At 65.8% G+C, this 26,317-nt stretch carries 27 protein-coding genes; 6 read left to right on the plus strand and 21 right to left on the minus strand.

Annotated features, from left to right (window positions below; all coding sequences use genetic code 11):
• Positions 1-8 precede the first annotated feature (8 nt).
• From ACTJI5_RS09145 to ccoN, 15 genes are all read right to left on the minus strand, one after another.
• The gene (locus ACTJI5_RS09145) at positions 9-3,200 is read right to left on the minus strand and encodes an efflux RND transporter permease subunit (protein ID WP_440860071.1); all 3,192 of its coding nucleotides are present in this window, start codon (positions 3,198-3,200) and stop codon (positions 9-11) included.
• A 151-nt stretch (positions 3,201-3,351) separates the two neighbouring features.
• On the minus strand, positions 3,352-4,623 hold the full coding sequence (locus tag ACTJI5_RS09150; RefSeq protein WP_439512366.1) for an efflux RND transporter periplasmic adaptor subunit: 1,272 nt from the start codon (positions 4,621-4,623) through the stop codon (positions 3,352-3,354).
• A 462-nt stretch (positions 4,624-5,085) separates the two neighbouring features.
• On the minus strand, positions 5,086-5,706 hold the full coding sequence (locus ACTJI5_RS09155; RefSeq protein WP_082521505.1) for a TetR/AcrR family transcriptional regulator: 621 nt from the start codon (positions 5,704-5,706) through the stop codon (positions 5,086-5,088).
• A gap of 189 nt (positions 5,707-5,895) precedes the next feature.
• Positions 5,896-6,276, minus strand: a complete 381-nt coding sequence (locus tag ACTJI5_RS09160; RefSeq protein ID WP_058538933.1) for an OsmC family protein — start codon at positions 6,274-6,276, stop codon at positions 5,896-5,898.
• Between the two features lie 630 nt (positions 6,277-6,906).
• On the minus strand, positions 6,907-8,121 hold the full coding sequence (gene hemA / locus ACTJI5_RS09165) for a 5-aminolevulinate synthase (RefSeq protein WP_440860072.1): 1,215 nt from the start codon (positions 8,119-8,121) through the stop codon (positions 6,907-6,909).
• 127 nt (positions 8,122-8,248) lie between these two features.
• Positions 8,249-9,604 carry an oxygen-independent coproporphyrinogen III oxidase gene (gene hemN / locus ACTJI5_RS09170; protein ID WP_440860073.1) on the minus strand — a complete coding sequence of 452 codons (1,356 nt, stop codon included), beginning with the start codon at positions 9,602-9,604 and terminating at the stop codon, positions 8,249-8,251.
• A gap of 59 nt (positions 9,605-9,663) precedes the next feature.
• Complete coding sequence (locus ACTJI5_RS09175; RefSeq protein WP_440860074.1) at positions 9,664-9,894, minus strand: hypothetical protein; 231 nt, start codon at positions 9,892-9,894, stop codon at positions 9,664-9,666.
• Entirely contained in the window at positions 9,891-10,046 is a 156-nt protein-coding gene (ccoS, locus tag ACTJI5_RS09180) for a cbb3-type cytochrome oxidase assembly protein CcoS (RefSeq protein ID WP_054731540.1), read from the minus strand. The genes ACTJI5_RS09175 and ccoS overlap by 4 nt, the downstream gene beginning before the upstream one ends.
• Entirely contained in the window at positions 10,043-12,157 is a 2,115-nt protein-coding gene (locus tag ACTJI5_RS09185) for a heavy metal translocating P-type ATPase (RefSeq protein ID WP_440860075.1), read from the minus strand. The genes ccoS and ACTJI5_RS09185 overlap by 4 nt, the downstream gene beginning before the upstream one ends.
• Entirely contained in the window at positions 12,154-12,624 is a 471-nt protein-coding gene (locus tag ACTJI5_RS09190; RefSeq protein ID WP_440860076.1) for a FixH family protein, read from the minus strand. Before ACTJI5_RS09190 ends, ACTJI5_RS09185 begins: the two co-directional genes overlap by 4 nt.
• A complete protein-coding gene (ccoG, locus tag ACTJI5_RS09195; RefSeq protein WP_058538808.1) occupies positions 12,621-14,078 on the minus strand; it encodes a cytochrome c oxidase accessory protein CcoG in 1,458 nt (485 codons plus the stop codon). The genes ACTJI5_RS09190 and ccoG overlap by 4 nt, the downstream gene beginning before the upstream one ends.
• Positions 14,065-14,991 (minus strand): cytochrome-c oxidase, cbb3-type subunit III, encoded by a 927-nt coding sequence (gene ccoP, locus ACTJI5_RS09200; protein ID WP_440860077.1) that lies wholly within the window; start codon positions 14,989-14,991, stop codon positions 14,065-14,067. Before ccoP ends, ccoG begins: the two co-directional genes overlap by 14 nt.
• Positions 14,984-15,142 carry a cbb3-type cytochrome c oxidase subunit 3 gene (locus ACTJI5_RS09205; RefSeq protein WP_054731544.1) on the minus strand — a complete coding sequence of 53 codons (159 nt, stop codon included), beginning with the start codon at positions 15,140-15,142 and terminating at the stop codon, positions 14,984-14,986. The genes ccoP and ACTJI5_RS09205 overlap by 8 nt, the downstream gene beginning before the upstream one ends.
• Positions 15,139-15,903 carry a cytochrome-c oxidase, cbb3-type subunit II gene (gene ccoO, locus ACTJI5_RS09210; RefSeq protein WP_440860078.1) on the minus strand — a complete coding sequence of 255 codons (765 nt, stop codon included), beginning with the start codon at positions 15,901-15,903 and terminating at the stop codon, positions 15,139-15,141. The genes ACTJI5_RS09205 and ccoO overlap by 4 nt, the downstream gene beginning before the upstream one ends.
• Before the next feature lie 12 nt (positions 15,904-15,915).
• Entirely contained in the window at positions 15,916-17,574 is a 1,659-nt protein-coding gene (ccoN, locus tag ACTJI5_RS09215) for a cytochrome-c oxidase, cbb3-type subunit I (protein ID WP_440860079.1), read from the minus strand.
• 171 nt (positions 17,575-17,745) lie between these two features.
• Between ccoN and ACTJI5_RS09220 the strand changes: the two genes are divergently transcribed.
• Positions 17,746-18,417 carry an OmpW/AlkL family protein gene (locus ACTJI5_RS09220; protein ID WP_058538804.1) on the plus strand — a complete coding sequence of 224 codons (672 nt, stop codon included), beginning with the start codon at positions 17,746-17,748 and terminating at the stop codon, positions 18,415-18,417.
• A gap of 25 nt (positions 18,418-18,442) precedes the next feature.
• On the opposite strand, the gene ACTJI5_RS09225 is transcribed toward ACTJI5_RS09220, so the two are convergent.
• Together ACTJI5_RS09225 and ACTJI5_RS09230 are read right to left on the minus strand one after the other, a co-directional pair.
• Positions 18,443-19,132 (minus strand): Crp/Fnr family transcriptional regulator, encoded by a 690-nt coding sequence (locus ACTJI5_RS09225; protein ID WP_440860080.1) that lies wholly within the window; start codon positions 19,130-19,132, stop codon positions 18,443-18,445.
• 31 nt (positions 19,133-19,163) lie between these two features.
• Positions 19,164-19,973 (minus strand): universal stress protein, encoded by an 810-nt coding sequence (locus ACTJI5_RS09230; protein WP_058538802.1) that lies wholly within the window; start codon positions 19,971-19,973, stop codon positions 19,164-19,166.
• Positions 19,974-20,308: 335 nt separating this feature from the next.
• Between ACTJI5_RS09230 and ACTJI5_RS09235 the strand changes: the two genes are divergently transcribed.
• The 3 genes from ACTJI5_RS09235 (at position 20,309) to ACTJI5_RS09245 (ending at position 22,188) form a co-directional block, all read left to right on the plus strand.
• Positions 20,309-20,854, plus strand: a complete 546-nt coding sequence (locus ACTJI5_RS09235; protein ID WP_062185525.1) for a GNAT family N-acetyltransferase — start codon at positions 20,309-20,311, stop codon at positions 20,852-20,854.
• A 72-nt stretch (positions 20,855-20,926) separates the two neighbouring features.
• Positions 20,927-21,922, plus strand: a complete 996-nt coding sequence (locus ACTJI5_RS09240) for a zinc-dependent alcohol dehydrogenase family protein (RefSeq protein ID WP_083436065.1) — start codon at positions 20,927-20,929, stop codon at positions 21,920-21,922.
• A 65-nt stretch (positions 21,923-21,987) separates the two neighbouring features.
• Entirely contained in the window at positions 21,988-22,188 is a 201-nt protein-coding gene (locus tag ACTJI5_RS09245; protein WP_440860081.1) for a hypothetical protein, read from the plus strand.
• Positions 22,189-22,210: 22 nt separating this feature from the next.
• Here ACTJI5_RS09245 and ACTJI5_RS09250 read toward each other — a convergent pair whose 3' ends face one another.
• The 3 genes from ACTJI5_RS09250 to ACTJI5_RS09260 form a co-directional block, all read right to left on the minus strand.
• Positions 22,211-22,624: a response regulator gene (locus ACTJI5_RS09250; RefSeq protein ID WP_054733980.1), complete on the minus strand. Its 414-nt coding sequence runs from the start codon at positions 22,622-22,624 to the stop codon at positions 22,211-22,213.
• A 135-nt stretch (positions 22,625-22,759) separates the two neighbouring features.
• A complete protein-coding gene (locus ACTJI5_RS09255; protein WP_062185532.1) occupies positions 22,760-23,554 on the minus strand; it encodes a universal stress protein in 795 nt (264 codons plus the stop codon).
• Between the two features lie 138 nt (positions 23,555-23,692).
• Positions 23,693-24,352: a BON domain-containing protein gene (locus tag ACTJI5_RS09260; protein ID WP_062185533.1), complete on the minus strand. Its 660-nt coding sequence runs from the start codon at positions 24,350-24,352 to the stop codon at positions 23,693-23,695.
• 284 nt (positions 24,353-24,636) lie between these two features.
• Here ACTJI5_RS09260 and ACTJI5_RS09265 point away from each other — a divergent pair, with 284 nt between their 5' ends.
• Both ACTJI5_RS09265 and ACTJI5_RS09270 read left to right on the plus strand, forming a co-directional pair.
• A complete protein-coding gene (locus ACTJI5_RS09265) occupies positions 24,637-25,122 on the plus strand; it encodes an Hsp20/alpha crystallin family protein (RefSeq protein ID WP_238586763.1) in 486 nt (161 codons plus the stop codon).
• 79 nt (positions 25,123-25,201) lie between these two features.
• A complete protein-coding gene (locus ACTJI5_RS09270) occupies positions 25,202-25,330 on the plus strand; it encodes a hypothetical protein (RefSeq protein WP_310254779.1) in 129 nt (42 codons plus the stop codon).
• A 24-nt stretch (positions 25,331-25,354) separates the two neighbouring features.
• Here ACTJI5_RS09270 and ACTJI5_RS09275 read toward each other — a convergent pair whose 3' ends face one another.
• The gene (locus ACTJI5_RS09275) at positions 25,355-26,299 is read right to left on the minus strand and encodes a L,D-transpeptidase family protein (protein ID WP_234715977.1); all 945 of its coding nucleotides are present in this window, start codon (positions 26,297-26,299) and stop codon (positions 25,355-25,357) included.
• Positions 26,300-26,317: the final 18 nt, after the last annotated feature.

Genomic DNA, 26,317 nt, shown 5'->3' on the forward strand with positions numbered 1-26,317 from the left:
CTTGTTCCTTATTCCGCCGGAACCGGCAGCGCGGTCCCGTGGTCGTCCGACCCGCGCCGCGCGCGCCGCTCTGCCGACCACTGGCTGAGCGCGCGCGCGACGACGTAGAAGGTCGGGGTGAAGATGAGGCCGAACGCCGTCACGCCGAGCATGCCGAAGAAGACCGCGGTCCCGAGCGCCTGGCGCAGTTCTGCCCCCGCCCCGCTTGCGATCAGCAGCGGCACCGCGCCGAGGATGAAGGCAAAGCTGGTCATCAGGATCGGGCGCAGACGGTCGCGCGCGGCACGCACCGCGGCTTCGATCGGCGACAGCCCATCCTCTTCCTCGGCCTGCTTGGCGAATTCGACGATCAGGATCGCGTTCTTCGCCGCAAGCGCGATGAGCACGACGAGCCCGATCTGCGTCAGCACATTATTGTCCATGCCGCGCAAATTCACGCCGACCATCGCCGCGAGCAGACACATCGGGACGATGAAGATGATCGCCAATGGCAGCATCAGGCTTTCATATTGCGCCGCGAGCACGAGGAAGACGAAGACCACCGCGAGCGCGAAGACGATACCCGCGGTGTTCGCCGCCGCCTTCTGCTGGAAGGCGATGCCCGTCCATTCGGTGCCGTAGCCCGCCGGGAGCGTTTCCGACGCGAGCTTCTCCATCGTCGTCAGCGACGCGCCCGAGGACGAGCCCGGAGCGGTATCGCCGTCGATCTCGACCGCGGGGAACAGGTTGTAGCGCGTGACGCGATACGGCCCCGTGCGGTCCTCGAAGTTCGCGACCGACCCGATCGGCACCATCGCCCCTGAATCGGACCTCGTCCGCAGGTTCGCGATATCGGCGACGGTCTGGCGATAGGGCGCATCGGCCTGTGCGGTGACACGATAGGTGCGGCCGAGCAGGTTGAAGTCGTTCACGAACGCCGAGCCCAGATAGACTTGCAATGCCTCGAAGACGCGTTCGGGCGGCACGCCGAGCATATTCGCCTTCGCCCGGTCGATGTCGGCATAGACGCGCGGGTTCGACGGGTCGAAGAAGGTGAAGACGTTCGCGAGACCCGGGGTCTCGTTCGCCTTGCCGATCAGATTGTTCGTCTCGTTCGCGAGCGCGGCATAGCCGTTCCCGCCGCGATCCTGGACGATCATGCGGTAACCACCCGCCGAGCCGATCCCCTGGATCAGCGGCGGCGGAATGATGACGATCTGCGCCTCGGTGATGTCGGCGGTGTTCGCGCGCGCCTGATTCATGATGTCCTCGAAATTCACCCCGAGCTTCCCGCGCTCCTCGAAGGATTTGAGCGGGAAGTAAGCGGCGGCCGAGTTTGGTGCGAGCGTCTGCGACGGGCCGTCGAAGCCCGCGAGCATCACCGAGCCGAGGACGCCCTCGATCGGCAGCACGCGGCCAGCGACCTTCTTCAGCACCGCGTCGGTGCGTTCGACCGAGGCGCCCGAGGGCAGCTTGGCGACGACGAGGAAATAGCCCTGATCCTGCGCGGGAATGAAGCCGGTCGGCGTCGCCCAGAACAGGCCCGCGGTCGCGGCGATCAATCCGGCATAGGTGACCATCATCTTTTTCGGCGCGCGTACCAGCCGGTCGGTCAGCCGCGCATAGCCATTGCTCAATTTCTCGAAGCCCTCGTTGAAGCGTTCGCCGGCGCGGTGGACGCGTGCCATCAGCCATCCGTCAGCCTGCGCGGGCGCATGCGGCTTGAGCAGGATCGCCGCGAGCGCGGGCGACAGCGTGAGCGACAGCACGAGCGAGATGATCGTCGCGGTCGAGATCGTCACCGCGAACTGCTGGTAGAAGGCACCCGACAGCCCGGTGAGGAACAAGGTCGGCACGAACACCGCGCAGAGCACGAGCACGATCGCGACGAGCGCGCCCGAGACCTCATCCATCGACGTGCGCGCAGCTTCGAGCGCGCTCATCCCTTTTTCGAGGTTGCGTTCGACATTTTCGACGACGACGATCGCGTCGTCGACGACGATGCCGATCGCGAGCACCAGCCCGAACAGCGAGAGGTTGTTGAGGCTGTAACCGAACGCCGCGAGCACCACGAAGGTCCCGATCAGCGACACCGGAATCGCGAGCACCGGAATGATCGCCGCGCGCCATTTCTGCAAGAAGACCAGAATGACGATGACGACGAGGATGACGGCTTCGAACAGCGTCTCCATCACCGCGTCGATCGACTGGGCGATGAATTCGGTGGGGTTATAGATGACGCGATATTCGAGGCCCTTGGGAAAGCTTTTCGATGCCGCCGCCATTTCGGCCTCGACCGCCTGCGCCGCGGCGAGTGCGTTCGAACCCGGGCGCTGGAAGGTCGCGAGAATGACCGTCGGATCGCCCGACAAATAGGTGTTCGAATTATAATCCGATGCGCCAAGCTCGACGCGCGCGACGTCCGAGACGCGGACCTGACGCCCGTCGGCGTCGGTGCGGATGACGATATTGGCGAAATCCTTGGGGTCGGTCAGGCGGCCTTGCGTTTCGACACTCAGCTGGAAACTGCTGCCGTTGGCATGCGGCGGCTGGCCGAGCGAACCCGCGGCGACCTGCACATTTTCACGGCGCAGCGCGGTCACGATCTCGCCCGCGGTCAGGTCGAGCGCGGCGGCGCGGCCGGGATCGATCCACACGCGCATCGCATAGTCGCGGCTGCCGAACAGGCGCACGTCGCCAACGCCGTCGATGCGGCTCAAACGATCGCGCAGCTGCGTCAGCGCATAGTTGGAGATGTACGCGCGATCGAGCGACTTGTCGGGCGAAACCAGGTTCACGATCAACAGGAAGTCGGGCGAGGTCTTGCGCGTCACCACGCCGAGGCGCTGCACCGTTTCAGGGAGGCGCGGGGTCGCAATCGCGACGCGGTTCTGCACCAGCACCTGCGCGGCATCGAGGTCGGTGCCGATCTTGAAGGTCACGGTGATCGTGACGACACCGTCGCCGGTCGACTGGCTGCTCATATAGAGCATATTGTCGACGCCGTTGATTTCCTGCTCGATCGGCGCCGCCACTGTGTCGGCGACGGTTTCAGCCGACGCGCCCGGATAGGTTGCGGTCACAGTCACCGTCGGGGGGACGATGTCGGGATATTGCGAGACCGGCAGGCCGATATAGGCGACCGCACCGATGATGGTGATGATGACAGCGAGCACGGCGGCAAAGATCGGCCGGTCGATGAAAAAGCGGGATAGGCGCATGGGAGAGCCCCTGTTCTATGATCTGTAAACCTTCCCCTCCCGCCCCGCGGGAGGGGTAGCGAGACTTGCGAGCTTGCTCGCTAGTCGCAGCGGGGAGGGCATAGCCACAGGCCCACCCCCGACCCCTCCCGCAAGCGGGAGGGGAGAGAAGTTACCGCGTGAAGGTCGCCTGCGCCGACACCGGTTCGACGGAGGCAGCCGCACCCTCGGGGGGTGCCGTGGCGACGATCTTGCCCGCCTTGGCCACGGCCTTTTCGCCGGGACGCGCGAACTGATAGCCGTTGATGACGACACGATCGGTCGGGGTCAGGCCCGAACGGATGACGCGCAGACCATCGACTTCGGGGCCCAGCTCGACCGGCTTCGCCGCGACCATGCCGTCCTTGCCGACGACATAGACGATCTTGCGCGCCTGGTCGGTCTGCACCGCCGCGGCGGGGATCAACAGCGCGCGCGCCGTCTGGCCGGTCGTCAGGCGCATGTTGCCGAACATGCCGGGGGTCAGGAACATTTCGGGGTTGCGGAAGCTGGCGCGGGCGCGGATCGTGCCCGAACGCGGGTCGAGGCCATTGTCGGTAAAGTCGAGCTGCCCCTTCCAGCGATAATCGCTTTCGTCCTGCAGGCGGACTTCGACCGCCGCGCCCTTATCGCCGCCCTCGCGCTTGGTCTTGAGGAACAAAGCTTCGGATCCCTGGAAGGTGAAGTAGACGGGATCGAGCGCGTTGATCGTCGTGAGCAACGTACCGCCGGCATCGCCCGCCGACACAAGGTTGCCCGCGTCGATCTGGCGATCCGAAATACGGCCGCTCAGCGGCGCGCGAACGACAGTAAATTCGACGTCGAGCGAGCGCGCCGCGATGCGCGCATCGGCACCAGCCAGCGCGGCATTCGCAGCGTTCACCCGCGCACGCAGCCGGTCGATCTCGCTCTGCGACACCGCCTCGACATCGACGAGCCGCCCGGCGCGTTCGAGTTCGAGCCGCGCGAGCGCAAGGTCGCTGCGCGCGCTGGCCGCCGAGGCACGCGCTTCGGCGAGCGCGGCGCGATAGGGGCGCGGATCGATGGTGAAAAGCGGCTGGCCCTGACGGACGATCTGCCCGTCGGTGAAGTGGATCGCGGTGATCGCGCCCGAAACGCGCGGGCGCACCTCGACCGCTTTCGACGCTTCGAAGCGGCCGATATATTCGTCCCACAAGGTCACATCGCGCGCGATCGGCGCGGCGACGGTGAGCACGGGCGCGGGCGCTGCGGCCGCCTGCGGCGGACCGTCGCGGAGCAGCCACCAGGCGCCGACAATGAGCACGAGGAACGCCCCGATCCACGCGGCGCGGCGGCCGCGGCCGGGGTGGAGCAATGTCTTGAGTTCGCGCCGGACCTTCGCGTCGGCGGGGTCGAGTTTTTCGATCGGGGTGTGGACGGTCATGGAAATGCCCTCTTCTTTTCGTTCGTTTTGGCCGCCTGCGCCCCCGGGGGAGGGGGAGGGGGGCGCAGGCAGCCAGCGCCGGAAGCGCATGCCTCCGGCTGGTGTCGCAAATGGTCCTTGTTGCCAGAGGGCCCTCGAGAGAGGACGGCCACCCTGTCCCGCCACACACATCCCATGCGCGCGCGGGGTCCCTGTTTATATCTTGCGGGCAAGCGCCTTCGGGCGCCCGACCGGAGCAAGACTCTGCTCCCGGGAAATTATTCGATGGTGAAACTTCCGGCCGCCGCACGATCTTTGTCACGCAGCGGCCGGTCTCGGGGGAGAGCCTATCTTTGTATACTGAGTGGTATATAAGTCATGTTGCGCTGCGTCAAGACCATTCTGTACCGGGCAGTAAAATTTTTCTTTCCGAGCGTTTACCGAAACAGTGGGCGCCGGTCTTTCGGCCGGTAAATGCTCAGATCAACGCCCCGGCCAAAGCTTCAGGCTGGTTTCGACGAGCCGCTCCAGCTCGGCGCGCGTCGCGCCGGCGCCGGCCTGCACCGACATGCCCTGGTTCACCGCGGTCAGGAACGCCGCCAGACCTTCGGCGTCGGTGTCGGGCGGGAAGTCGCCCTCTTCCTTGGCGCGCGCAAAGCGTTCGAGCATCGCGCGCTTCGCCGTCGCGCCGCGTTCGAGCACGGCCTGACGAATGCATTCGGCCTCGGCGCCGCACGCGACCGAGGTGATCACGCCAAGGCAGCCGTTCGGATTTTCGGGGCAGGTGTACATGTCGAGCGCCCCGTACATCAGCCGCTCGGCGACGCCGCGCGCGGTCGGCGCATCGAGCGCCGCATGCATATAGTCGGCCTTTTCGCGCTCATAGAGGTCGAGCGCCTTGTTGAAGAGGGCTTCCTTGTTACCGAAGGCCGCGTACAAACTCGGCTTGGTAATCCCCATCGCCTCGGTCAGATCGGCCATCGACGCACCCTCATAGCCCTTCGACCAGAAGACGCGCAGCGCCGCCGCCAGCGCCATGTCGACGCAAAATTCGCGCGGACGGCCCTTATGCGGTGTGGCGACGGTGGCGGTTTCGATTTCCATAACGGCTGGTATATAAGTGGTAGATCGCAACTTGTCCAGTGGCGCGCCCGATCCCCTATCCTCCCTGTCGCGAAGCGCTGGGGAGGTGGCAGCGCGAAGCGCTGACGGAGGGGCCATAACGCAACGTCGCGGCCCCTCCACCATGCTTCGCATGGTTCCCCTCCCCATCGCTTCGCGACAGGGAGGATCCTATGCCAATCTTGTGTCGATCGGCAGCCCGCCCTTCAGCGTCAGCGTCACCGGCGTCCGCTCGGCAATATCGGCGAGCCGTGCTTTCTGTTCGTCGTCGAGTCCCGCGATCGTCAGCACCCGATCGACCCGAAGGCCGTCCTTGTTGACGAGCCGCAGGCCGACATCGACCGATTCGAGCGGCCATTCCTTGCGGTCGGCGTACATGCGCAATGTGATCGCGGTGCACGCGCCGAGGCCCGCGAGCAGGAAATCATAAGGCGCCGGCCCCAGATTCTGCCCGCCCAGCCCCGGCCCCTCGTCGCCGATCAGCTCATGGCCGCCGACGTTGATCGCGGTGCGATAATGATCCTTGCCGATGCGGGCGGTGCCATGGGCCATGCTGCTGTCCTCCATGCGAACGAGTCCGATAGAAACTTCTTTCCCGGCAGGGCGCGCAAACGGCAAGCGGAAATGCGGGACGATTCACAAGCTGAATATCGTCCGCCTGGCTCCGTGTGCGAGGCAAACGCAAACATCTTGAACTGACCGCCAGGAATCCTACATTGATTTCATCGTCAACAAGCGAAAGGAGGTGGTCGAATGTCTCATTGTCACGCGCCGCATGCGGCAGATTTGAGCATGACCTTCCTCGCGGGGGTCCGGCTCGGATAATCGTCCGCGAACAGGCACGACAATGGAAGGGCTGCTCCGAAAGGGGCAGCCCTTTGTCCTTGGGGCGGCCGAACGGCGGCGTGTCGTCAGGCTACCGTCAGAAACCGGCGCTACAGATTGCGCGATAGGGGCGACGCCATGGGACCGACGCAAGCGAAGTCTGATTTTGCAACTTGGGAAAAATTTGCCGAGCCGGAATCTAATTACGCAAAAAAATTGGCAGTTTTCCGGGATATTCCTCTATTCGCAAATCGTCCAGTGCCCCCAAAAAGGCCCCAAATTAATCTTAGACCACTGGATTACATCGGATTTTTGGCCGGCTGCGTACCCTAATCGTGCCGATTCCCACTCAGTTCGTCACGCGGCAATCGGCATGCGATATGGGAAATACCAAGCGGCAAGCGCCGCCGTCAGTGCCTTCATTTCCTCCTCGCCATGCAGCGGACCCGGCGTGAAGCGAAGCCGCTCGGTTCCGCGCGGTACCGTTGGATAGTTGATCGGCTGAACATAGGCGCCATGCTCGGTGAGCAGATGGTCGCTGAGGGCCTTGGCGCGGACAGGGTCGCCCACGAGGAGCGGGACGATGTGCGTGTCGCTCGGCAAGACCGGCAACCCTGCGGCCCGAAACAGCGACTTGAGCCGCTGAGCAGCGGCCCGCTGTCCTTCGCGTTCAGATGTCGACACTTTCAGGTGGCGAACGCTGGCGAGCGCGCCGGCGGCGAGAACAGGCGACAGCGAGGTCGTGAAGATGAAGCCTGGTGCATAGCTGCGAATGCAGTCAATGACTGCGCGGTCCGCGGCGATATAACCGCCCATGACGCCGAAGGCCTTGGCGAGCGTGCCCTCGATCACGCTGACGCGGTGCGCCACTTCATCGCGCTCCGATATACCGCCACCGCGCGAGCCGTACATGCCGACGGCGTGGACTTCATCGAGATAGGTGAGGGCCTGATAGCGATCGGCCAGATCGCAGATCGCGGCGATCGGCGCGACGTCGCCGTCCATCGAATAGACACTCTCGAAGGCGATGAGCTTGGCCCGCGCGGGGTCCGTTTCGGCAAGCAGTGCCTCGAGATGCGCCAGATCATTGTGGCGAAAGATCTTCCGCTCGCATCCCGCATTGCGAATGCCGGCAATCATGCTTGCGTGATTTAGCTCGTCCGAAAATATCACGCAGCTGGGCAGGAGCTTGCCCAGCGTCGCGAGCGTGGCGTCGTTCGACACATAGCCCGACGTAAAGAGGAGCGCACTCTCCTTGCCATGGAGATCGGCAAGCTCGCGCTCGAGTTCGATATGATAATGGGTGTTGCCGCTGATATTCCGTGTGCCGCCCGAGCCCGCACCGACATCAGCGATTGCGGCTTCCATTGCATCGAGGACCGCCGGGTGCTGCCCCATGCCGAGATAGTCGTTCGAACACCAGACGGTGATCGGCCTCGCTTCCCCATCGGCATCGAAGCAGCGCGCGCCGGGGTAGGCGCCGCGGTCCCGCAGGATATCGACGAACACCCGATAGCGTCCCTCGTCGTGCTGGCGCGCGATCGCATCGCTGAAAATCTGGTCGTAGCGCATGAGCCTGCCCCTAAAGGTTGAAATAGCCGGGATATGAGGCTTCTATCTGTCAGGGCGGATACGCTTCCCATTAGGAATAACACGTACAGGTAAGCTGCAGATTTCTGCAGTTAGCGGAGGATTTATATCATGCCCTGCTTGCTGTTCTATCTGCGCAATTGGAAAACATAGGCTCGAGGTCCTCACGAGTGATCGCGCCGCGATGACGGTCGAATTGCGCGGCGACCAGTCGGGCGTAGGGCAGGCCATGGTCCTCGACGACGAGCCTTTCACCCTCCCAGCGAAGGATATTCAGGCGCTCGAAGGGCGCAAGCGCGGCCCGCGCAGACTTTAGCCAGCGCGCGTCGAGGCAAGCGGTCCCGTGGCACAGCAACTCCTTGATGAGCCGCCCGCGCTCGCGGTCATCGGCGTCGATCGCAACGCCCCGAACGGCGGACAACTGATCGGCCGCGATGAGGTCACGATAGACGCCCGCGCGTTTTTCATTCTGGACGATGAGGTCGGGAAACCGGCTGATCGCACTGGCACCGATGCCGATCAGAACCGGGCTGTCGTCCTCGGTAAAGCCCTGAAAATTGCGGCTCACCCGCCCGTCGCGCGCGGCGTCGGCAAGCGGATCGGAAGGCAGCGCGAAATGATCGAATCCGACGGGAACATAGCCCGCATCGGTGAGGCGCTCATACCCGCGCCGGGCCTGCTCGAAGCGCAATTCATGGTCGGGCAGATTGCTGGCGTCGATCTGGCGCTGGCGCGGAATCATGTTCGGGAGATGCGCATAGCCGAAAAGCGATATCCGGCTCGGCGCGAGACGGATCGTTTCGTCGAGCGTCTCATCGAGATCGGCGAGGGTCTGACCCGGCAGGCCGTACATCAGATCGAAATTGATGGCGTCGATATCGCGCAGCCGAAGCCCGGCAACAACGCGTTCGATATGGGAAAGCGGCTGGATCCGTCCGATTGCCTGCTGGATATGCGGTGCGAAGGTCTGCACGCCGAGGCTCACGCGGGTCACGCGCGCGGCAGCCAGTACAAGTGCCCATTCGGCAGAGAAGCCGCGCGGATCGAGCTCGATCGATATCTCGGGCCGGTGCGCATCGAACAGGGTAAGCAACAGGTCGAGCAGGCGCACCAGCTCGACCGGGGCGATCGCGTTGGGGCTACCCCCGCCGAATGCAATGCGCTGGACGCGCCCGCGGCCTCCGAGCCGTTTGGCGACAAGCGTAATCTCCGACTGGAGCGCCGCGAGATAGTCGGCGAGCCGATGCTTGCGTCCCGCCGCGCCGGTGTTGCAGCCGCAATACCAGCAGATTTGCTCGCAAAAGGGGATATGGACATAAAGCGAAATCGGCGTCGCGGCTTCGACTGCGTCGAGTGCCTGTGCATAGGCGTCGGCGCCGACGTCGTCGGCAAATTCCATCGCCGTTGGATAGCTGGTGTAGCGCGGCACGGGCCGGGCGAGAAGATCGGGATGATAGGACCACATGCGACGGCTTTACGCGGCGCCCGCAGCGGCGACATTGACCGGGATCAAAACCCGCCGCGTCAACAGCATCCTCGCTTGCCGGACAGCCGGTCTCGCCGGTCGGTCATGGCGTGACACGCCTTGGCGCAATTGCCGCCCTCGTCGCTCGGCCGGGCGGGATCGGCAGGCAGCACGAGATGCTGCGCGGCGCCGCCGCACGCCCTGACGCGTATCACGCGCGCGTCGGTCGCGAGCGGTGCGGTGGCCAGGCCCGCCGCCGCCACAACGGCCCCGATCCGGCGCGCGATCATGCGGTTCGGTCCTCTTCATCCTCAACGAAGATCCGCAGCGCCGCGCCGTCGAGATCCTCGAACTGCCCTTGGCGCAATGACCAGAAGAATGCGGCGAGCCCGAGCAGGCCGAGCCCGAGCGCGATCGGAATGAGCAGTATGAGGCCGTTCACCGGATCGCGCCTTTAAGGCGCAGGGCATTGCCGACCACGAGAAGCGACGATCCCGACATGGCGACCGCGGCGATCAACGGGGTGACGAGTCCGGCGAAAGCGAGCGGCACGGCGACGAGGTTGTAGACGATCGCGAGCATGAAGTTCTGCCGAACGACCGCCTGGGTTCGCCGCGCCATGCGCACCGTCTCGACCACGGGCATCAACCGGTCGCCCATGAATATGCAGTCGGCGGCATTTTTGCCGACGTCGCTCGCGGAGCCCGGCGCCATCGAGGCATAACCTGCGGCAAGCGCCGGACCGTCATTAAGGCCATCGCCGAGCATCAACACCTTGTGCCCGAGCGCCGTCTGCCGTGCGATCGCGGCGAGCTTGTCTTGAGGGCTCATACCGGTCTGCGCGGTGAGACCGAGCTCGCGCGCCACGGGGGCGACGGCTTCGGCACGATCGCCAGACAGGATCATGGCCGCGATCCCGGCTTCGCGCAGCGCATCGACCGCGTCGCGCGCGTCGGGACGCAGCTGGTCGGCGAAGCGGATCGTCGCCACCGGACGCCCGTCGACGGCGAACTGGGTCGCGAGCGCATCGCCCAGCCCGGTGCCGAGCGGCCGACCGAGCGTCACGGTGCGGTCGGCCCAGCGAGCTTCCACCCCGAACCCCGCGGTTTCTCGGATCGAAGCGACCTCGGCGGGACGAACGTCATAGGCTTGCAGCCCGCGGGTCAGCGCTTCGCTGAGCGGATGACGGCTCGACTGAGCCAGCGCGAGGACCAACGATTTGACGCCGATATCGAGCAGCCCGAGATCGAGCGCCTCGGGGCGGCCAAGCGTGAGCGTCCCGGTCTTGTCGACAAGCGCGAGGTCGACTTCGGACAGGCGCTCCAGCGCCGAGCCATCCTTGATCAGCACCCCCTTGCGCATCAGGGCCCCCGCGGCGACGATTTGCGCGGCGGGCACAGCAAGGCCGAGTGCGCACGGGCAAGTGATGATCAGCACCGCTGCAGCGATGAGCAGGCTGTGATGCCAGCCGGCGCCCGCGATCATCCAGCCTGCGAAGGCAAGCAGCGCAAGGCAATGGACGGCCGGTGCATAGAGGCGGGCCGCGCGATCGGCGATCCGGACATAGCGCGACTTACCCTGCGCGGCCTCGCCCATCAGCCTGGCGATATCGGCGATCGCAGTATCGCTGCCCGCAGCGGTGACGCGAACCTTCAGCGGTGCATCGAGGTTGAGGGTGCCCGCATGAACGACGTCGCCCGGGCGAACCGTCTGCGGCGCGCTTTCGCCGGTCAGCAGCGACAGATCGATGCTGCTCGATCCGCTCGCGATGACGCCGTCCGCCGCGAGCCGCTCACCGGCAGCGACGAGCATGACCATATCCAGCTCAAGCGCAGTCGCGTCCACCCAGCGCGTCGAGCGTTCGTGGCCAAAGACCATCGCACCGGTGCCCATGTTGCGGAGCAGCGCGGTGACGCCGCCCCGCGCGCGGTCGCGCATCACGCTGTCGAGCCAGCGGCCGCAGAGCAGGAAAAAGAGCAGCATTACTGCGCCATCGAAATAGGCGTGGGCGCCGTGCGTCGCCGTCTCGTAGAGGCTCATGACGCTGACGAGCAGGACCCCGATGCTGATCGGCACGTCCATATTGGTGCGGCGATGACGCAGCGCGCGCCAGGCCGAACGGAAGAAGGGGCGTCCGGCGTAAGCTATCGTCGGCAGGGCGATCGCCGCCGACAGCCAGTGGAACAGGTCGCGCGTAGCCCCCGCCGCGCCCGACCAGACCGACACCGAGAGCAGCATGATGTTCATCATCGCGAAGCCCGACACCGCGACCGCCCGCAGCAACTCACGGCTCGTTTCGGCATCGGCATCGGCTTCGTCGGGGCCGCTCCCGATCGGATGGGCTTCGAACCCCAGGCTCGAAAAGGCGCCGATCAGGTCGGGCATGTCGGTGTCGGGGGTGCAGGACAGATGGACGCGCTTCTCGGTGAAGTTGACGCGCGCGGCGGCGATGCGCCTGTCGCGCACCAGCCCCTGCTCCAGCTTGGCGATGCAGCCCGCGCAGCGGATATCGGGCACCGCGAAGTCGCGTTCGACGAGGGCGGTCGCGGTCATTGAAGATTCTCGCGATAGCGGGCTTCGTCGGCGCCACGCCGGACGATAAGGTCGAGCCGCCAGCGCCCCAACACCAGCGGCTCGACCGAGCGCAGCACGCCGCCCGCCGCCGGCTCGAAATTGAGCGCGGCGGGCGGGGTGCGCCCAACGGGGTGGTTGATCGTTGCCGACGCCCGAATGCCGTCGAGCGGAACGCCATCCTTGCTGAGCGCCAGAAGCACGTGCCGCCTCGCATCGAGCGTGATGCGCGTATCCCATCCGAGGCGGTCCTGCGCGTCGGCACGTTTTAGCCATTCGTTATAATGCTGGCTCGCAACATAGCTGTTCTCGACTACCTTGCCGCCAAAGGTCGACATGGCGAAGCGCGCCATGGTGAGATTGACCGCGATCACGACCGCAAAAAAGCCGACGAGGATCGCCGTCATATGCCGGCCGGTGAAGGCCTTGGGTTTGCGTGTGTCGGTCATTGTCCTGCCTCCGGCCGGTCGAACTGGATGATGTCGCTGTCGCCGCGCGGATCGCCGTCGAGCCCGCGCGTACCGATCGTGAAATCCTGCCGCGCCGGACCGATGGCGGGTGCCGCGACGAAAAGTTTGACGCTCGTGACGCTGTCGGCGGGCAGCGCCAGTTCGATACGCTGCCCGGCCTTTTCACGCGAACCGGCGTCGGTCCACAGCACCGCACCGGGAAGCCCGCTGACACTCACCGCGACCCGGCGCGGGCGCGTTTCCATATTGCGCAGCTTCAGCGTGTAATTGTTGCGGATGTGGCCGTCGGAAAGCTGGACGAAGAGCGGGCTGCGCTCGTGCTGGACGGCAAGGTCGAGCCGCGTCCGCTGGCCGAGCGAAAAGAGCATCGCCGCACCGATTGCGGTCCAGACGCCGAAATAGATCAAGGTGCGCGGACGCAGCAGCGTCTTGCGGATCGGCTGCCCGGTGCCGCCTGCCTTTTCGGTCGCCGCATCGTCGAGCGTGCAATAGTCGATGAGCCCGCGCGGGCGACCGACCTGCGCCATCGCCCTGTCGCACGCGTCGATACAGAGTGCGCAGGTGATGCAACCGATCTGCGGCCCTTCGCGAATGTCGATTCCCGTCGGGCACACGGCGACGCACTGGTTGCAGTCGATGCAGTCGCCGAAGCCGCCGGGGTGAGCCTGCGCCTTCTTGACGCTGCCGCGCGGTTCGCCGCGCCAGTCCTTGTATGTCACCAGCAGCGATTTTTCATCCATCATCGCGGTCTGGATGCGCGGCCAGGGGCACATATAGACGCACACCTGTTCGCGCATAAATCCGCCGAGGATGAAGGTCGTCGCGGTCAGCACGGCGACGGTGCCATAGGCGACAAGCGCCGCCTGTCCCGTCCAGAAATCCGCCGTCAGCGTCGGCGCATCTGCGAAATACATGATCCACGCGCCGCCGGTCCAGAAGGCGATGGCCAGATAGATGCCATATTTGATCACCCGCTTCGCCAGCTTTTCGGCCGTCCACGGGCCGTTCGCCAGCCGGACCTGCGCGTTGCGGTCGCCGTCGATCAGCCGGTCGACATGCTGGAACAGGTCGGTCCACACCGTCTGCGGACAGGCATAACCGCACCAGGCGCGCCCGACTGCGCTGGTGACAAGGAACAGCCCGATCCCCGCCATGATGAGCAGGCCCGCGACATAATAGAATTCATGTGGCCAGATCTCGATCTGGAACATGTAGAAACGCCGGTTCGCAAGGTCGACGAGCACCGCCTGATCGGGCGCGTAAGGACCGCGATCCCAGCGGATCCACGGCGTCCCGTAATAGATCACGAGCGTGACCGCCATGATCGCCCATTTGAAGCGGCGGAAGGGACCGTTCACCGCTTTCGGGTAAACGCCCTTCCGCGCTTCATAGAGCGGCGCCGACTGGCCGGAAAGATCTTCAGGGCTGGCCATCGGCTCCCGCCCCTTCGGCGACGGGCGCGAGCCCCTTCTCGCCGCCGCCCAGCGAATAGACATAGGCCGACAGCATCTTGATCGTGACCGGATCGAGCCGGCCACCCCAGCGCGGCATCACGCCGTTTCGCGGCTGCGTGATCGTCGCGGTCAGGCTGTCGCGATCGCCGCCGTACAGCCAGATCGCATCGGTCAGTTTCGGCGCGCCGACCTGCCGCCCGCCTTCGCCGCCCGCGCCGTGGCAGACCGCGCAATTGTCCGCGAACAGCGTCGCGCCGCGCGACGACGACGCGCTGACCTTTTCCTGCCGGCTGATCGTGCGCACGAAACTGACGACATCGCCGATCTGCGCCGCGTCGAGAATGCCGTCGCGGCCGAAGGCGGGCATCAGGCTGGTGCGGGTCGCCTTGTGGTCGGGATTCCGGATGCCGTGGGTGACCGTATATTCGATGGTCGCCAGATCGCCGCCCCACAGCCAGTCGTCGTCGGTCAGGCTCGGATAGAGCTTCTTCACCCCCGCACCGCCAGCGCCGTGGCACTGGACGCAATGGACGCGGAACGCCGCGCCGCCGCCCTGCACCGCCGCCTGCATCAGTTCGGGCTTCGCGGGCAGATCGGTAATCGCGGTTGCGGCGATGGCATTGACCGTCGGCGCGCGGCGCTTCGCATCGGCCGCCATTTCCTTTGCAAGGTCGCCGCGGCTCGACCAGCCGAGGACGCCCCTGGTCGCGCTTTCGACCATCGGCCACGCCGGATAGAGGACGACATAAGCCAGCCCCCAGACGATCGTGGCGTAAAAGGTCCAGAGCCACCAGCGCGGCATCGGCGTGTCGAGTTCCTCGATCCCGTCCCACTCATGGCCGACCGTGCTCGTGCCGGTCGCCTCGTCGATGCGCTGTTTCAGATCAGCCATGCTCGTCGTCCTTGAAGATCATGTTCGCGGCCTCTTCGTTGCGGGCGCGCGCGCTCGGCCGGAACGGCCAGGCGATAAGGGTGAGGAACAGCAGCGCCATCGCGAGCAGCCCCCAGCTATCGGCGAAATGGCGAAGCGCGTCGTAGCTCATCGCGCCGCCTCCGTTTCGCCGGCGCGTTCCTGCGGCGCCGCCTTGTCGACATCGACCAGCGTGCCGAGCATCTGAAGATAGGCAATCAGCGCATCCATCTCGGTCACGCGCGCGGGGTCGCCGTCAAAGTCGCGGACCTGCGCCTTCGGATAGCGCTTCTGCAGATCGCCCGCGCCGGCATCGGGGTCGGCCTGCGCCCGGATGTCATCGTTCGCCTTGGCGATGTCGGCCTTCGTATAGGGCACACCGGCGCGATAGAGCGCGGTCAGGTCGTTCGCCATGTCGCCCGTCTGGAGATCGCGTTCGGCGAGGAAGGCATAGGGCGGCATGATCGATTCGGGCACGACGCTGCGCGGGTCGATCAGATGCGCCTTGTGCCATTCGTCCGAATAGCGGCCGCCGACGCGCGCCAGGTCGGGCCCGGTGCGTTTCGACCCCCATTGGAACGGGTGGTCGTACATGCTCTCGGCGGCGAGGCTGTAGTGGCCATAGCGTTCGACCTCGTCGCGGAACGGACGGATCATCTGGCTGTGGCAGGTGTAGCAGCCCTCGCGCATGTAGATGTTGCGTCCGGCGAGCTCGAGCGGGGTATAGGGGCGCATGCCCTCGACCTTCTCGACTGTGTTGTCGATCCAGAAAAGCGGCGCGATCTCGACGATGCCGCCGATGGTGACGGTGAGCAGCGCGAGCGCGCCGAGCAACGTCACATTGCGTTCGATCTTCTTGTGGCTGAAGCCCTTTTTGGCGGGTTTGGTGGCCATGGTCCGGGCTCCTTATTCGGCAGGGACGGGCGCGAGCGGGCGGTCCGCTGCGGCGTTGTACGGGGTTTCGGTCATCGGCTTTTCGGCGCGCACCTTGCCGCTGAGCGTCGCCCAGACGTTGAAGACCATGATCAGGAAGCCGGCGAGATACATCGCCCCGCCCGCGGCGCGGATCAGGTACATCGGGTGCATCGCCGCGACGCTTTCGACGAAGCTGTAGACGAGGTAGCCGTCGGCTCCATATTCGCGCCACATCAGGCCCTGCATGATGCCCGCGACCCACATCGACGCGGCGTAGAAAACGATGCCGACGGTCGCGAGCCAGAAGTGCCAGTTGACCATGCGCAGGCTGTAGAGCCGCTCGCGTCCCCACAGGCGAGGCACGAGGTAATAGACAGCCGCGAAGGTGATCATGCCGTTCCACCCGAGCGCGCCGCTGTGGACGTGGCCGATCGTCCAGTCGGTGTAATGCGACATCGAGTTCACCCATTTGATCGACATCATCGGGCCTTCGAAGGTGCTCATGCCGTAGAAGGCGAGCGCCATCACCATCATGCGGATGATCGGGTCGGTGCGGATCTTGTCCCACGCGCCGTTGAGCGTCATCAGACCGTTGATCATGCCGCCCCAGCTCGGCATCCACAGGATCACCGAAAAGACCATGCCCAGCGTCTGCGCCCAGTCGGGCAGCGCGGTGTAATGGAGGTGGTGCGGCCCCGCCCAGATGTAGAGGAAGATCAGCGACCAGAAGTGGATGATCGACAGGCGATAGCTGTACACCGGCCGCTCGGCCTGCTTCGGCACGAAATAATACATCATCGCGAGGAAGCCCGCGGTCAGGAAGAAGCCGACCGCATTATGCCCGTACCACCATTGCGTCAGCGCATCCTGCACCCCGGCAAAGGCGGCATAGCTCTTCGACCCGAAGATGCTCGCCGGCACCGACAGATTGTTGACGATGTGGAGCATCGCAATGGTGACGATGAAGCTGAGGTAAAACCAGTTGGCGACATAGATATGCGGCTCGCGGCGCTTGACGATCGTGCCGGTAAAAACGACCAGATAGGCGACCCAGACGATCGTCAGCCATAGGTCGACATACCATTCGGGCTCGGCATATTCGCGTGCCTCGGTGACGCCCATCAGATAGCCGGTGGCGGCAAGCACGATGAAGAGCTGGTATCCCCAGAAGACAAAGCGCGCGAGCGTCGGGAAAGCGAGCCGCGCGCGGCAGGTGCGCTGGACGACGTAAAAGCTCGTCGCGATCAGCGCGTTGCCGCCGAAGGCGAAGATCACCGCCGAGGTGTGCAGCGGCCGCAGGCGCCCGAAGGTCGTATATTCAAGATTGAGGTTCAGCGCCGGGAAAGCGAGCTGCAATGCGATGAATAGGCCTGCCGCCATGCCGGCGATGCCCCAGAACAGCGTGGCGACGACCCCCCAACGCACCGGATCGTCGTCATAGACGCCCGGATCGGCGGGCATCTTCAATATCCCGCGCGCGATCGCCTCATAATCGGCGCGCGACACGGTCGTCCAGAGCATCAGCAAAGCGGCCAGCGCGACGATGATCATATGGACGGCGAAGGGCGCATCGACCGCGACCGCCGCCATCACCAGCGCGAGCAGGGCCAGGCCGAGCCAGCCCCCCGCCTTTGCTACCAGAGTGTCCATATCGCTTGTCCCTGTTTTCGCGCGGCTTTGACGCCGCATGGTTCAGGACCGCTCTTGGCCGTGCGGCGGGGCAAAAACATTGACCAGGATCAACGAATAGATTGCGCGGCATCAATGCCCGGCGGCCAGGTCGGGTGCAGGGAGCCCAGGTCAACGCAAGGAGCAACGACCATGAAAAAACAGCATCTCTCGCTGATCGCGCTGGCGGCCGCCGCCGCAATTCCCGGGCAGGCCGCGGCCAAGGCCGGCGATGTCCAGTTCAAGATTTTCGCGACCTATGTCGCGCCCGACGGCAAGATCAGCGACGTCAAGCTCGACGGGATCGGCCTGCCGGCCGGGACGCAGACGAAAGCCGACGACAATGTGACGCCGACGGTCGCGATCGAATATTATGTCGCCGACCATATCTCGCTCGAGACGATTGCCGGGGTGACCCAGCATGACGTGAACGGCCGTGGCGCGCTGAGCGGCGCGACGTTGGTGTCGAACGCCAAGATCGTCCCCGCGACGCTGACGCTCAAATATCATTTCGGCAAGGAAGGCGGCATCCAGCCTTATGTGGGGGCGGGCCCGAGCTACTTCATCTTCATCGACGAAAAGCCCGGCGCCACGACCCGGTCGCTCGGCGCGACCCGCCAGAAGATGGGCGACAAGCTCGGCGCCGCGCTCCAGGCCGGGGTCGATATTCCGGTGAACGACAAGGGACTCGCGCTATCCTTCGATGCCAAACGCTATTTCCTGCGTCCGACCGCGACATGGTATGCCGGGACGACCGAGGTGCTGAAGACGCGGCACAAGCTGGATCCCTGGGTGATCAGCGCCGGCGTCGCTTTTCGTTTCTGACCTCCCCACTGCCGCCGGTGGCCGGTCAGCCTGCCATTTCGTTCAGAGCCGCAAGGTCGTTGATGACGATCTTGCGGCGGGATGGAAGGTCGATCAGGCCATCGGCGCGCATTTTGGTGAGCTGGCGGCTCGTGGTCTCGATGGTGAGACCCAAGATGTCGGCGATCTGCTGACGGCCGAAGGGCAGCTCGAAGCCTCGCGCCGTATCCGCCGCACCGGGAGGTGGCGACAAGCGATCGGCCATTTCGAGCAGGAAGGAAGCAACCTTCTCGGACGCCGACTTGCGCCCGAGCAGAAGCATCCAGCGGCGCGCGCGATCGAGTTCGCCGAGCGTGCGGCGCAGCAATTTTTGTTGGAGATCGGGATGGTCGGCGGCGAACTCGTCGAACTGGTCGCGATGGAAGATGCAAAGCTCGGCGGCGCTGATCGCGCTGACGCTATACGGGCTTTCCTTCCCGAACGGCCGCCCGATGAAGTCCGAGGGAAAGACGATACCGACGATCTGCTCGCGCCCGTCGGCGGTGGCGGCGACGAGTTTCAGGACGCCTTCAAGGACATTGGCGACGACCGGCGCGTCGTCGCCCTCCCACAGGAGCGTATGCCCGCTGCTCACGCGCTGGCGCCGGCCCATCCGGCCGAGCAACAGGAGCTCGTCCGGCCGCAGGCTCGCACAAATGGCGCGGTTGCGCACGATGCAGGACAGGCAATCGGTCATGCGCCGGGCGCCCGGCAGGCAGGCATCGCGGTCAATGGGCGAGGAGGAGCGGCGCCGGCGCGGCTTCGAGCAGATAGCGCGTCACCCCGCCGAACAGGGTCTCGCGCAGCCGCGGACGCCCATAGGCGCCCATCACGATGAGCCCCGGGGCCATTTCCTTCGCGGTTCGCTCGAGTATCTCCTCTGGCGTAAGCGCCCCGCAATCGAGGCGGCGAAGCTCAGCATGAATGCCGTGCCGCGACAGATAGCAGAGCGCGTCCTCGGCCGGCACCCGTCCCTCATCCGGCCCGACCTGCACCATCGTCACGCTGCCCGCGCCCGCCATCAACGGCCCAGCGGCGCGCAAGGCGTGCGCGGCTTGCGGGCTGCCGTTCCACAGGATCATCACCGGGGCATCAAGGTCGAGCGGCTGGCCTTCGGCGGGCAACGCGAGCACGGGCGCGGGCACAGTCATTGCGAGGTCGCCCGCCAGCGTCGGCTGAGCGAGACCGCGCCGGTCGCGGGGGCCGAGCGATACGATGGCAAGATCGGCTAGCGTCGCGGCGAGCGAGAGCGCCGCGAGCGCATCGCCGTCGGCGATGGCGACGTCCCAGGGCACATCCTCACGCGCGAGCTGCGCCGCGAGCCGGGTCTCGAGCTCGGCATCGGCAAGCTGCGCCTTGGCGAGCTGTTCGCGCGCCAGATACATGCCGCCAAAGGGATCGGAGGCGATGAACTGCTGGAAGGGCGAGCAGATCAGGAAACTGAGATGAGCGCCGAGGCGCCGTCCGATAGCGAGCGCCGTCTCGGTGCGCGCGGCCATGGCCGGGCTCGCGTCGGCGTGAATCAAAAGATTTCGCATGTCTTGCTCTCCTTCATGATGGAGAGGGAAGCGCTTATGCGCACCGGCTTCATTGACACCGGTCAATAAACCGCGCCCTTCAGGCCGGGCGCCATACTGCGGTCGCTCCGTATAATTACGAAATGCGCCGACCGCGCGGGGCGTTAGCCTGACGTCGCAAAGGAGCAAGCGATGCCGAGACCCAGTCCATTGACCCCATTTCGCGCGCACCCGCGCCGGACTCCGGTGAATCGCGCGCCGGCGGACCCGCGGCGCGAGCAAAGCCGTATCGCGGGCACCCTCACCCTTCGCCCTTCGCCGCTCCGGCGGTCCGATCCAAATCAAGGAGACAGAGGATGACGCTCACCAATGCGCCCGACACCACGCTCAGCGAGGCGACCGAGACTTGCCTGCAGACCCGCAGCGGCGTCGACCTTCGTCTCCGGCCGGTCGCGGAGAGCGACGCGGATATCGTCAATCATTTCTTCGACGGCCTGACGGCGGACGATATGCAGTTCCGCTTCCTGAGCGGCCAGTCGCACCTGTCGAGCGCCCAGCTCGCGGCGATGATCGGTGTCGATCATCGCCACCGCGAGCATCTGCTCGCGTTCGATGCCGCGACCTCGGAGCTGATTGCGAGCCTGCTGATTGCTGCCGACGATGCGTTCGTGACCGCCGAGGTCGCGATTTCGGTCGCGCCGGCGTATAAGACACGCGGCGTCGGCTGGACCCTCCTCAACCATGCCGTCGATCTCGCCCGCGCCCGCGGCCTCAAGACGTTGCGGTCGATCGAGAGCCGCGCCAATCGAGGCGCGATGGAGGTCGAGCGGACGCTGGGGTTCAAGGCGAGCGACTATGATGGCGACGCCACGCTCGCTCTGCTCGAACTCGAGCTTCGCTGACCTTGGCCATCGGGTCGGCGCCCGGCAGGCAGCCGGCTGGAGACACTCCCAATGGAGCAAGGCTTTCATGCCATGCAGCTCGACACGCCGGGCGCACCGCTACACCGCGTCGAACGCGCGATCCCGACTCCGGCCGACGGCGAAATCAGGATCGCGATCACCGCTTGCGGCGTGTGCCGGACCGATCTCCATATCGCCGACGGCGACATCAGCGGCCGGCTTCCGATTGTCCCCGGACATGAGATCGTCGGCCGCGTCGACGCACTCGGCGCGGGCGTCACCCAGTTCGGGCTTGGCGAGCGGGTCGGCGTGCCTTGGCTCGGCAGGAGTTGCGGCACCTGCCCCTATTGCGCTGCGGGCCATGAAAATCTCTGCGACGCGCCCGAGTTCACCGGATTCACGCGCGACGGCGGTTTCGCTTCGCATGTCGTCGCCGATGCGCGCTTCTGCCTCGCAATCCCTGCCGCCTTCGACGATCTTCATGCGGCGCCTTTGCTCTGCGCCGGCTTGATCGGCTACCGCGCCTATCGCATGGCGGACAGCGCGAAGGCGCTCGGCCTCTATGGTTTCGGCGCCGCCGCACATATTCTCGCGCAGCTCGCGATCGCCGACGGCACCGATGTCTACGCCTTCACACGCGAAGGCGATACCGCTGGTCAGGATTTCGCCCGCCGCCTCGGTTGCGCCTGGGCGGGCGCGTCGACCGAAGCACCGCCGGACCCGCTCGACGCAGCGATCCTCTTTGCGCCGGTCGGAGCACTGGTTCCCGAAGCACTACGCCATGTCCGCAAGGGCGGACGCGTCATCTGCGCCGGCATTCATATGAGCGACATCCCGTCCTTTCCTTATGCAGATCTCTGGGAGGAAAGGTCTATCCGGTCGGTCGCCAATCTGACCCGTGCCGATGGCGCAGCGTTTCTCGAAGCCGCGGCGCGCTGCGGCGTGCGGACGCATGTCACCGCGCTACCGCTCGCCGACGCCAATCGCGCGCTCGACCGGTTGCGCGCCGGCGAAGTCGAAGGCGCGCTCGTCCTCGTCCCCGAGGGCGCGGCTAGGGGGAATCCCTAATGGCGCGGCCGCACCGGCGGCGCGAAAGTGGCGAAGGCCAGATCGGCCTGTCAGGAGAGACTGCCATGGATCGTTTCGAGCGAGACCCCGCCAGCGCGGCGCGCCCTCCCGAATGTCCCGATTGCGACCCGCCGACGCAGCCCGACAAGGCCTATCCGGAGACGCCGGCACCGGACCCCGATCGCCAGCCGCTGCGCACGTCGCCGGAGGCACCGGTGCTTCCCGACAGCCATCCCGAAACCACGCCGCGCGAATATCCCGAATAGCTGCGCGCGGCCGGATAAGACCTCAAGGGCTTGCGGGCGGCGTGCCGCTGCGCGTGAGCCTCGTCACGGCGTCGACAAGCATATGCTCGCGCAAGGGCTTTTCCAGAACGAGCGCGAAGCCCGCCTCGCGCGCGCGCGCGCTCAGTTCCCCGGACGGATAGGCGGAGATCAGGATGGCCGGCCCATCCCAGCCCTGCGCGCGCAGCGCGCCCAGCATCGCGATCCCGTCGCTGCTCTCGAGCCGGTAATCGACGATCAGGCAGTCGGGTGCGGCACGCGCCGCCTCGGCGAGCGCGGGATCGGCGGCGGGCCAGGCCTTCACCGCAAATCCGCGTCCCTGCAGAAGCAGGAGGAGCGAGCGGCGCACTGCCGGGTCATCCTCGACGATAAGAATGGTCGGCGGTGCCTCGCTCCAACCCGATCGGGCGATCAACATGTCCATGGTCCCGTTATCGAAGTTTGGCATGGCGGCAGGTTTCCGGCCGCTACCGGCCAGGTCCTGCAGAATTGTTGGGCTCGCCCTTTCGGAGGTGCGAGCCAGAAGCCGGAAAACAGGGCCGGGGGCCACCGATCAATGGCTCATGAGCAGGGGGAATTTGCTCTTCGTCAGCAGATTCTTCGTGGTGCCGCCGAAGGTCTCGCGCAGCCGGCCGCGGCCGTAGGCGCCCATCACGAGATAATCGGCGCGGAACATCTTTGCCTCGTCCGAGATCAGGAAATCGGCGTGAAACTTGCCGATGTCGGTCTTGCGCACATTTGCCGCGATGCCGTGGCGCGACAGATAGGCCGCGGCATCCTCGGGCACGATATGATTGTCGGACCCTTGCGCGGTGAAGATCTCGACCTCTTTCGCGAAGACGAGCAGCGGTACAGCGGCGCGGAGCGCGGCCGCCGCCGAGGGGCGGCCGTCCCACGCGACGAGCGCGCGCTCGAGCTCGAAGCGTTCGAGCGTCTCGGGCACCGCCAGCACGGGCGCACTCGCGCGCGCGACAATGCGGCTCGCGATGTCGCGCATGTCGGGCATCGGAAAGCCGTCGAGCGCGCGATTGAGGATGATGAGGTCGGCGAGGTCGGCTGCATCGAGTACCGCATTCGCGATCTCGTCCATCGCGTCGATCCAGCTCCAGCTGACATCCTCGCGCGACAGGCGCTCGCTGATCACCGACTTGTTCTTCGCCTCGCTTTCGCGCTCGTCGAGGATGACGACGGTTTCGGCAAAGCCGAACCCGTCACCGGCGATGAGCGGATAGGGCGTGACGTCGATGCAGGTCAGATGGCCTTCGACCGCGCGGGTGATATCGAGCGCCGCCTGCAGGCGAGCTTCCTGGCCATGGTCGTCATGTACGAGCAACAGGATATTCTTCATGAGCCGTCTCCTTGGTTTCTGCACCGAGACTATGTGTCGTCAGCCGAGGCCGATATGCGCAATGATACGGATGGAAAGGCGGCCGCCCGGATGTCCGGACGGCCGCAGGGGGGTCGCCTCTTCCCCAGGCGAGCGGGATCAGCTGTCGACCGCGAGATAATCCTCGACGTCGGTCACGCCGGGCGCCGACCAGGCAGCGAGCTCGGCCATGCGCCGCTCGCCCCACGCCTTGACCCGGCCGCGCAGCGTGACCGTGCTGCCCTCGGTGGTGACCGATACGCCGCTTGCGTCGAGACCCGCCTGGCGCTTGAATGCCGCCATGATCCGCGCCTTGACGTCGGCAGGGGTGGGAATATCGCCGACCTTGATCAGGTTCGAGACGCCGGTGACCCCCGATATCTGCCCCGCGGCGCGCGCGACTTCCTTTGCGATGAAGTGCCAGTCGACGGTGCCGGTCAGCGTGACCCAGCCGCGCTCGACCTTCACCTTGATCTGCCCCTCGGGAATCGCGACCGTCCAGCCGATCATGTCGACGATCCGCTTGGCGATTTCATGATCGGCGGTCTTGGGATCCGACGCGAAGCGCACTTTCAGTTCCTCGGCGAGCGCGCGAACCCCCGCGACGCGCCGTACGGCGCGCTCGGCCGCGACCTTTTGCGGAAAGCTCTTCACATAGCCCGCCAGCGTCACGACGCCGTCATTGACCGAGACGCCGATATCGGCGTGATCGACGCTCGGATCCCATTCGAGTTCGGCGACCACGTCATCCTGCAGCTGGCCGTCACTCTTCTTCTGCATGATCTTTCTCCTTCGAAAGAAATCCGGCTCGCGTTGCGAGCGGACCGAAGCCGGCGAACATCGGCAGGAGCCGCCGGCGCGTGCGGGCAGCCTTACCCGGGACGAAGGGTGCGGCTTATCCGCAACTTTCCGTAAGGAGAGCTCCGCTTGGGAGCTTCCCCGATTCTGCCGTCGCAGCCTGCTCGCTAGGTCCCGATTGCGCTCCGGCGCATCGCGGCGACGAGGGTCCGCCCGGCACAGCCCGCCGCCGCGATCCCTCTCGATTTTCAAGAAGGAGCAAGCTGATGAACGATCTGACCCCGACCCGCACCGCGGGTAGCCAGCCCGCTGAGGCGGAGCTTGGCGCGATGAACTGGCTGCGCGGCGAGCTCGACCGCATGTTCGAGGAATTCGCTCGCCCCGGCCGCAGCCTGCTGAGCTATGTCCCGCGGCTCGTGAGCCCGCTCCCGGCGGTCGAGCTCGTCGATACCGGCCCGGCCTACAAGCTGACCGCCGAGCTCGCGGGCCTCACCGAGAAGGACATCCGGCTCGAGGTCGCCGACGGGGTCCTCCTGCTCGCGAGCGAAAAGGAGGAATCCTCCGAGCGCCGCGAGGATGGACATCTGATCAGCGAGCGGCGTCACGGCAGCTTCCGGCGCCGCATCGCCCTGCCCGCCGACGCCGATGCCGACAAGATCGAAGCGAAGTTCAAGCACGGCTTGCTCAGCGTCGAGATCGCGAAGACCGAAAAGGCGCGCGATCACGCTCGCAAGATCAAGATCGCCAGCTAGGCAAACGGGCCGGAACCGCAGACGCGGCTCCGGCCCTCCCGCTCGATCTCGCGCGATTCCCTCGCACCGGAGTTATATCATGCCCCTTGGTATTCACACCGACCGGCACGGCGAGGCGCTGCTTCGGCTCAAGCTCGGATCGGCGATGCTTTCGCTTGTGATCTGCACGTCGTTGATCCTGTCGCTCGCTCCGCGGCTGTGGCCGTAGGACCGGACGCGCCGATATCGGCGCCTAGCGATCCGGCGCGCCTTCCTCGTCCCCGCCGAGAATCTCCGCTGGCACCGGGCTTCCGGCGCGCAGCGAATCGGGCGTGATGATCACGCTCGTTCCCGCGACCAGAAGCGGGCCGAGCAGCGCGCGCAGATCGGCCGCGATGTGGACGCGCCCGGCGAACGACGTCGGTGTCCTCGCGGCGATCGCGCCCGGGAGGGGGACTTCCGTCCAGGCTGCCGGCCCCTCGACACCCGACCGCCGGATGAAGGCGGAAGTGCCCGTCATCGATCCCTCGATGCGCGCGGGCGCCGAGCCGATGATCGTTCCGTTGCGAAGGATCAGGATCCGCTGGTCTGTGGCACTGGCGATGATCGACAGGGGGCCGCTGGGCGCGCGTTCGGGCGTCCAGAGCAGCGCGCCATCGGAAGGGCGCGTTTCGGTCATGGCGAGCGGATCGGTCGGGGCCGCACGCGGCACCGCTGCGGCATCGGTGACGATGACCGTCATGCCGAGCCGGGAGACGCCATAGAGGAGACGGGCGAAGCCATGCGGCAGGCGAATGCAACCGTGCGAAGCGGGGTAGCCCGGCAAGGTGCCGCCGTGCAGCGCCACGCCGCCCCAGGTCAGCCGCTGCATATAGGGCATCGGCGCATCGTCGTAGAGGCTCGAGCGATGGTCGACGTCGCGCTGGAGGATGGTGAAGACACCGGTCGGGGTTTCATGGCCGGCCTTGCCCGTCGAGACAGTGGTAATCGCGATCGGGACGCCATTGCGGTACAGCGTGCCGCGCTGGGTCGCAAGACTCACGATCATCATCAAGGGCCCGCGCGGCGCGATCTCGGGCGCCCAGATATAATCTCCGGGCTTCAACCGCTCGGCGGCATCGAGCACGCTCCCATGAGGGCTTGAGGGCTCGGCCGAGGCCGCGAGTGGCAATAGCAGCGCCGCTCCCAGCAAAAGCACTGCCCTTCCGGCGAGCTT

Source organism: Sphingopyxis sp. 22461 (genome assembly GCF_052044915.1).
In the GTDB taxonomy this organism is placed as follows: domain Bacteria; phylum Pseudomonadota; class Alphaproteobacteria; order Sphingomonadales; family Sphingomonadaceae; genus Sphingopyxis.

Excerpts from the sequence above, each read along its gene's own strand:
- ACTJI5_RS09145 (WP_440860071.1), bottom strand. The coding sequence starts at position 3,200 with ATGCGCCTATCCCGCTTTTTCATCGACCGGCCGATCTTTGCCGCCGTG.
- ACTJI5_RS09150 (WP_439512366.1), bottom strand. The coding sequence starts at position 4,623 with ATGACCGTCCACACCCCGATCGAAAAACTCGACCCCGCCGACGCGAAG.
- ACTJI5_RS09155 (WP_082521505.1), bottom strand. The coding sequence starts at position 5,706 with ATGGAAATCGAAACCGCCACCGTCGCCACACCGCATAAGGGCCGTCCG.
- ACTJI5_RS09160 (WP_058538933.1), bottom strand. The coding sequence starts at position 6,276 with ATGGCCCATGGCACCGCCCGCATCGGCAAGGATCATTATCGCACCGCG.
- hemA (WP_440860072.1), bottom strand. The coding sequence starts at position 8,121 with ATGCGCTACGACCAGATTTTCAGCGATGCGATCGCGCGCCAGCACGAC.
- hemN (WP_440860073.1), bottom strand. The coding sequence starts at position 9,604 with ATGTGGTCCTATCATCCCGATCTTCTCGCCCGGCCCGTGCCGCGCTAC.
- ACTJI5_RS09175 (WP_440860074.1), bottom strand. The coding sequence starts at position 9,894 with ATGATCGCGCGCCGGATCGGGGCCGTTGTGGCGGCGGCGGGCCTGGCC.
- ACTJI5_RS09185 (WP_440860075.1), bottom strand. The coding sequence starts at position 12,157 with ATGACCGCGACCGCCCTCGTCGAACGCGACTTCGCGGTGCCCGATATC.
- ACTJI5_RS09190 (WP_440860076.1), bottom strand. The coding sequence starts at position 12,624 with ATGACCGACACACGCAAACCCAAGGCCTTCACCGGCCGGCATATGACG.
- ccoG (WP_058538808.1), bottom strand. The coding sequence starts at position 14,078 with ATGGCCAGCCCTGAAGATCTTTCCGGCCAGTCGGCGCCGCTCTATGAA.
- ccoP (WP_440860077.1), bottom strand. The coding sequence starts at position 14,991 with ATGGCTGATCTGAAACAGCGCATCGACGAGGCGACCGGCACGAGCACG.
- ACTJI5_RS09205 (WP_054731544.1), bottom strand. The coding sequence starts at position 15,142 with ATGAGCTACGACGCGCTTCGCCATTTCGCCGATAGCTGGGGGCTGCTC.
- ccoO (WP_440860078.1), bottom strand. The coding sequence starts at position 15,903 with ATGGCCACCAAACCCGCCAAAAAGGGCTTCAGCCACAAGAAGATCGAA.
- ccoN (WP_440860079.1), bottom strand. The coding sequence starts at position 17,574 with ATGGACACTCTGGTAGCAAAGGCGGGGGGCTGGCTCGGCCTGGCCCTG.
- ACTJI5_RS09220 (WP_058538804.1), top strand. The coding sequence starts at position 17,746 with ATGAAAAAACAGCATCTCTCGCTGATCGCGCTGGCGGCCGCCGCCGCA.
- ACTJI5_RS09225 (WP_440860080.1), bottom strand. The coding sequence starts at position 19,132 with ATGACCGATTGCCTGTCCTGCATCGTGCGCAACCGCGCCATTTGTGCG.
- ACTJI5_RS09230 (WP_058538802.1), bottom strand. The coding sequence starts at position 19,973 with ATGCGAAATCTTTTGATTCACGCCGACGCGAGCCCGGCCATGGCCGCG.
- ACTJI5_RS09235 (WP_062185525.1), top strand. The coding sequence starts at position 20,309 with ATGACGCTCACCAATGCGCCCGACACCACGCTCAGCGAGGCGACCGAG.
- ACTJI5_RS09240 (WP_083436065.1), top strand. The coding sequence starts at position 20,927 with ATGCAGCTCGACACGCCGGGCGCACCGCTACACCGCGTCGAACGCGCG.
- ACTJI5_RS09245 (WP_440860081.1), top strand. The coding sequence starts at position 21,988 with ATGGATCGTTTCGAGCGAGACCCCGCCAGCGCGGCGCGCCCTCCCGAA.
- ACTJI5_RS09250 (WP_054733980.1), bottom strand. The coding sequence starts at position 22,624 with ATGTTGATCGCCCGATCGGGTTGGAGCGAGGCACCGCCGACCATTCTT.
- ACTJI5_RS09255 (WP_062185532.1), bottom strand. The coding sequence starts at position 23,554 with ATGAAGAATATCCTGTTGCTCGTACATGACGACCATGGCCAGGAAGCT.
- ACTJI5_RS09260 (WP_062185533.1), bottom strand. The coding sequence starts at position 24,352 with ATGCAGAAGAAGAGTGACGGCCAGCTGCAGGATGACGTGGTCGCCGAA.
- ACTJI5_RS09265 (WP_238586763.1), top strand. The coding sequence starts at position 24,637 with ATGAACGATCTGACCCCGACCCGCACCGCGGGTAGCCAGCCCGCTGAG.
- ACTJI5_RS09270 (WP_310254779.1), top strand. The coding sequence starts at position 25,202 with ATGCCCCTTGGTATTCACACCGACCGGCACGGCGAGGCGCTGCTTCGG.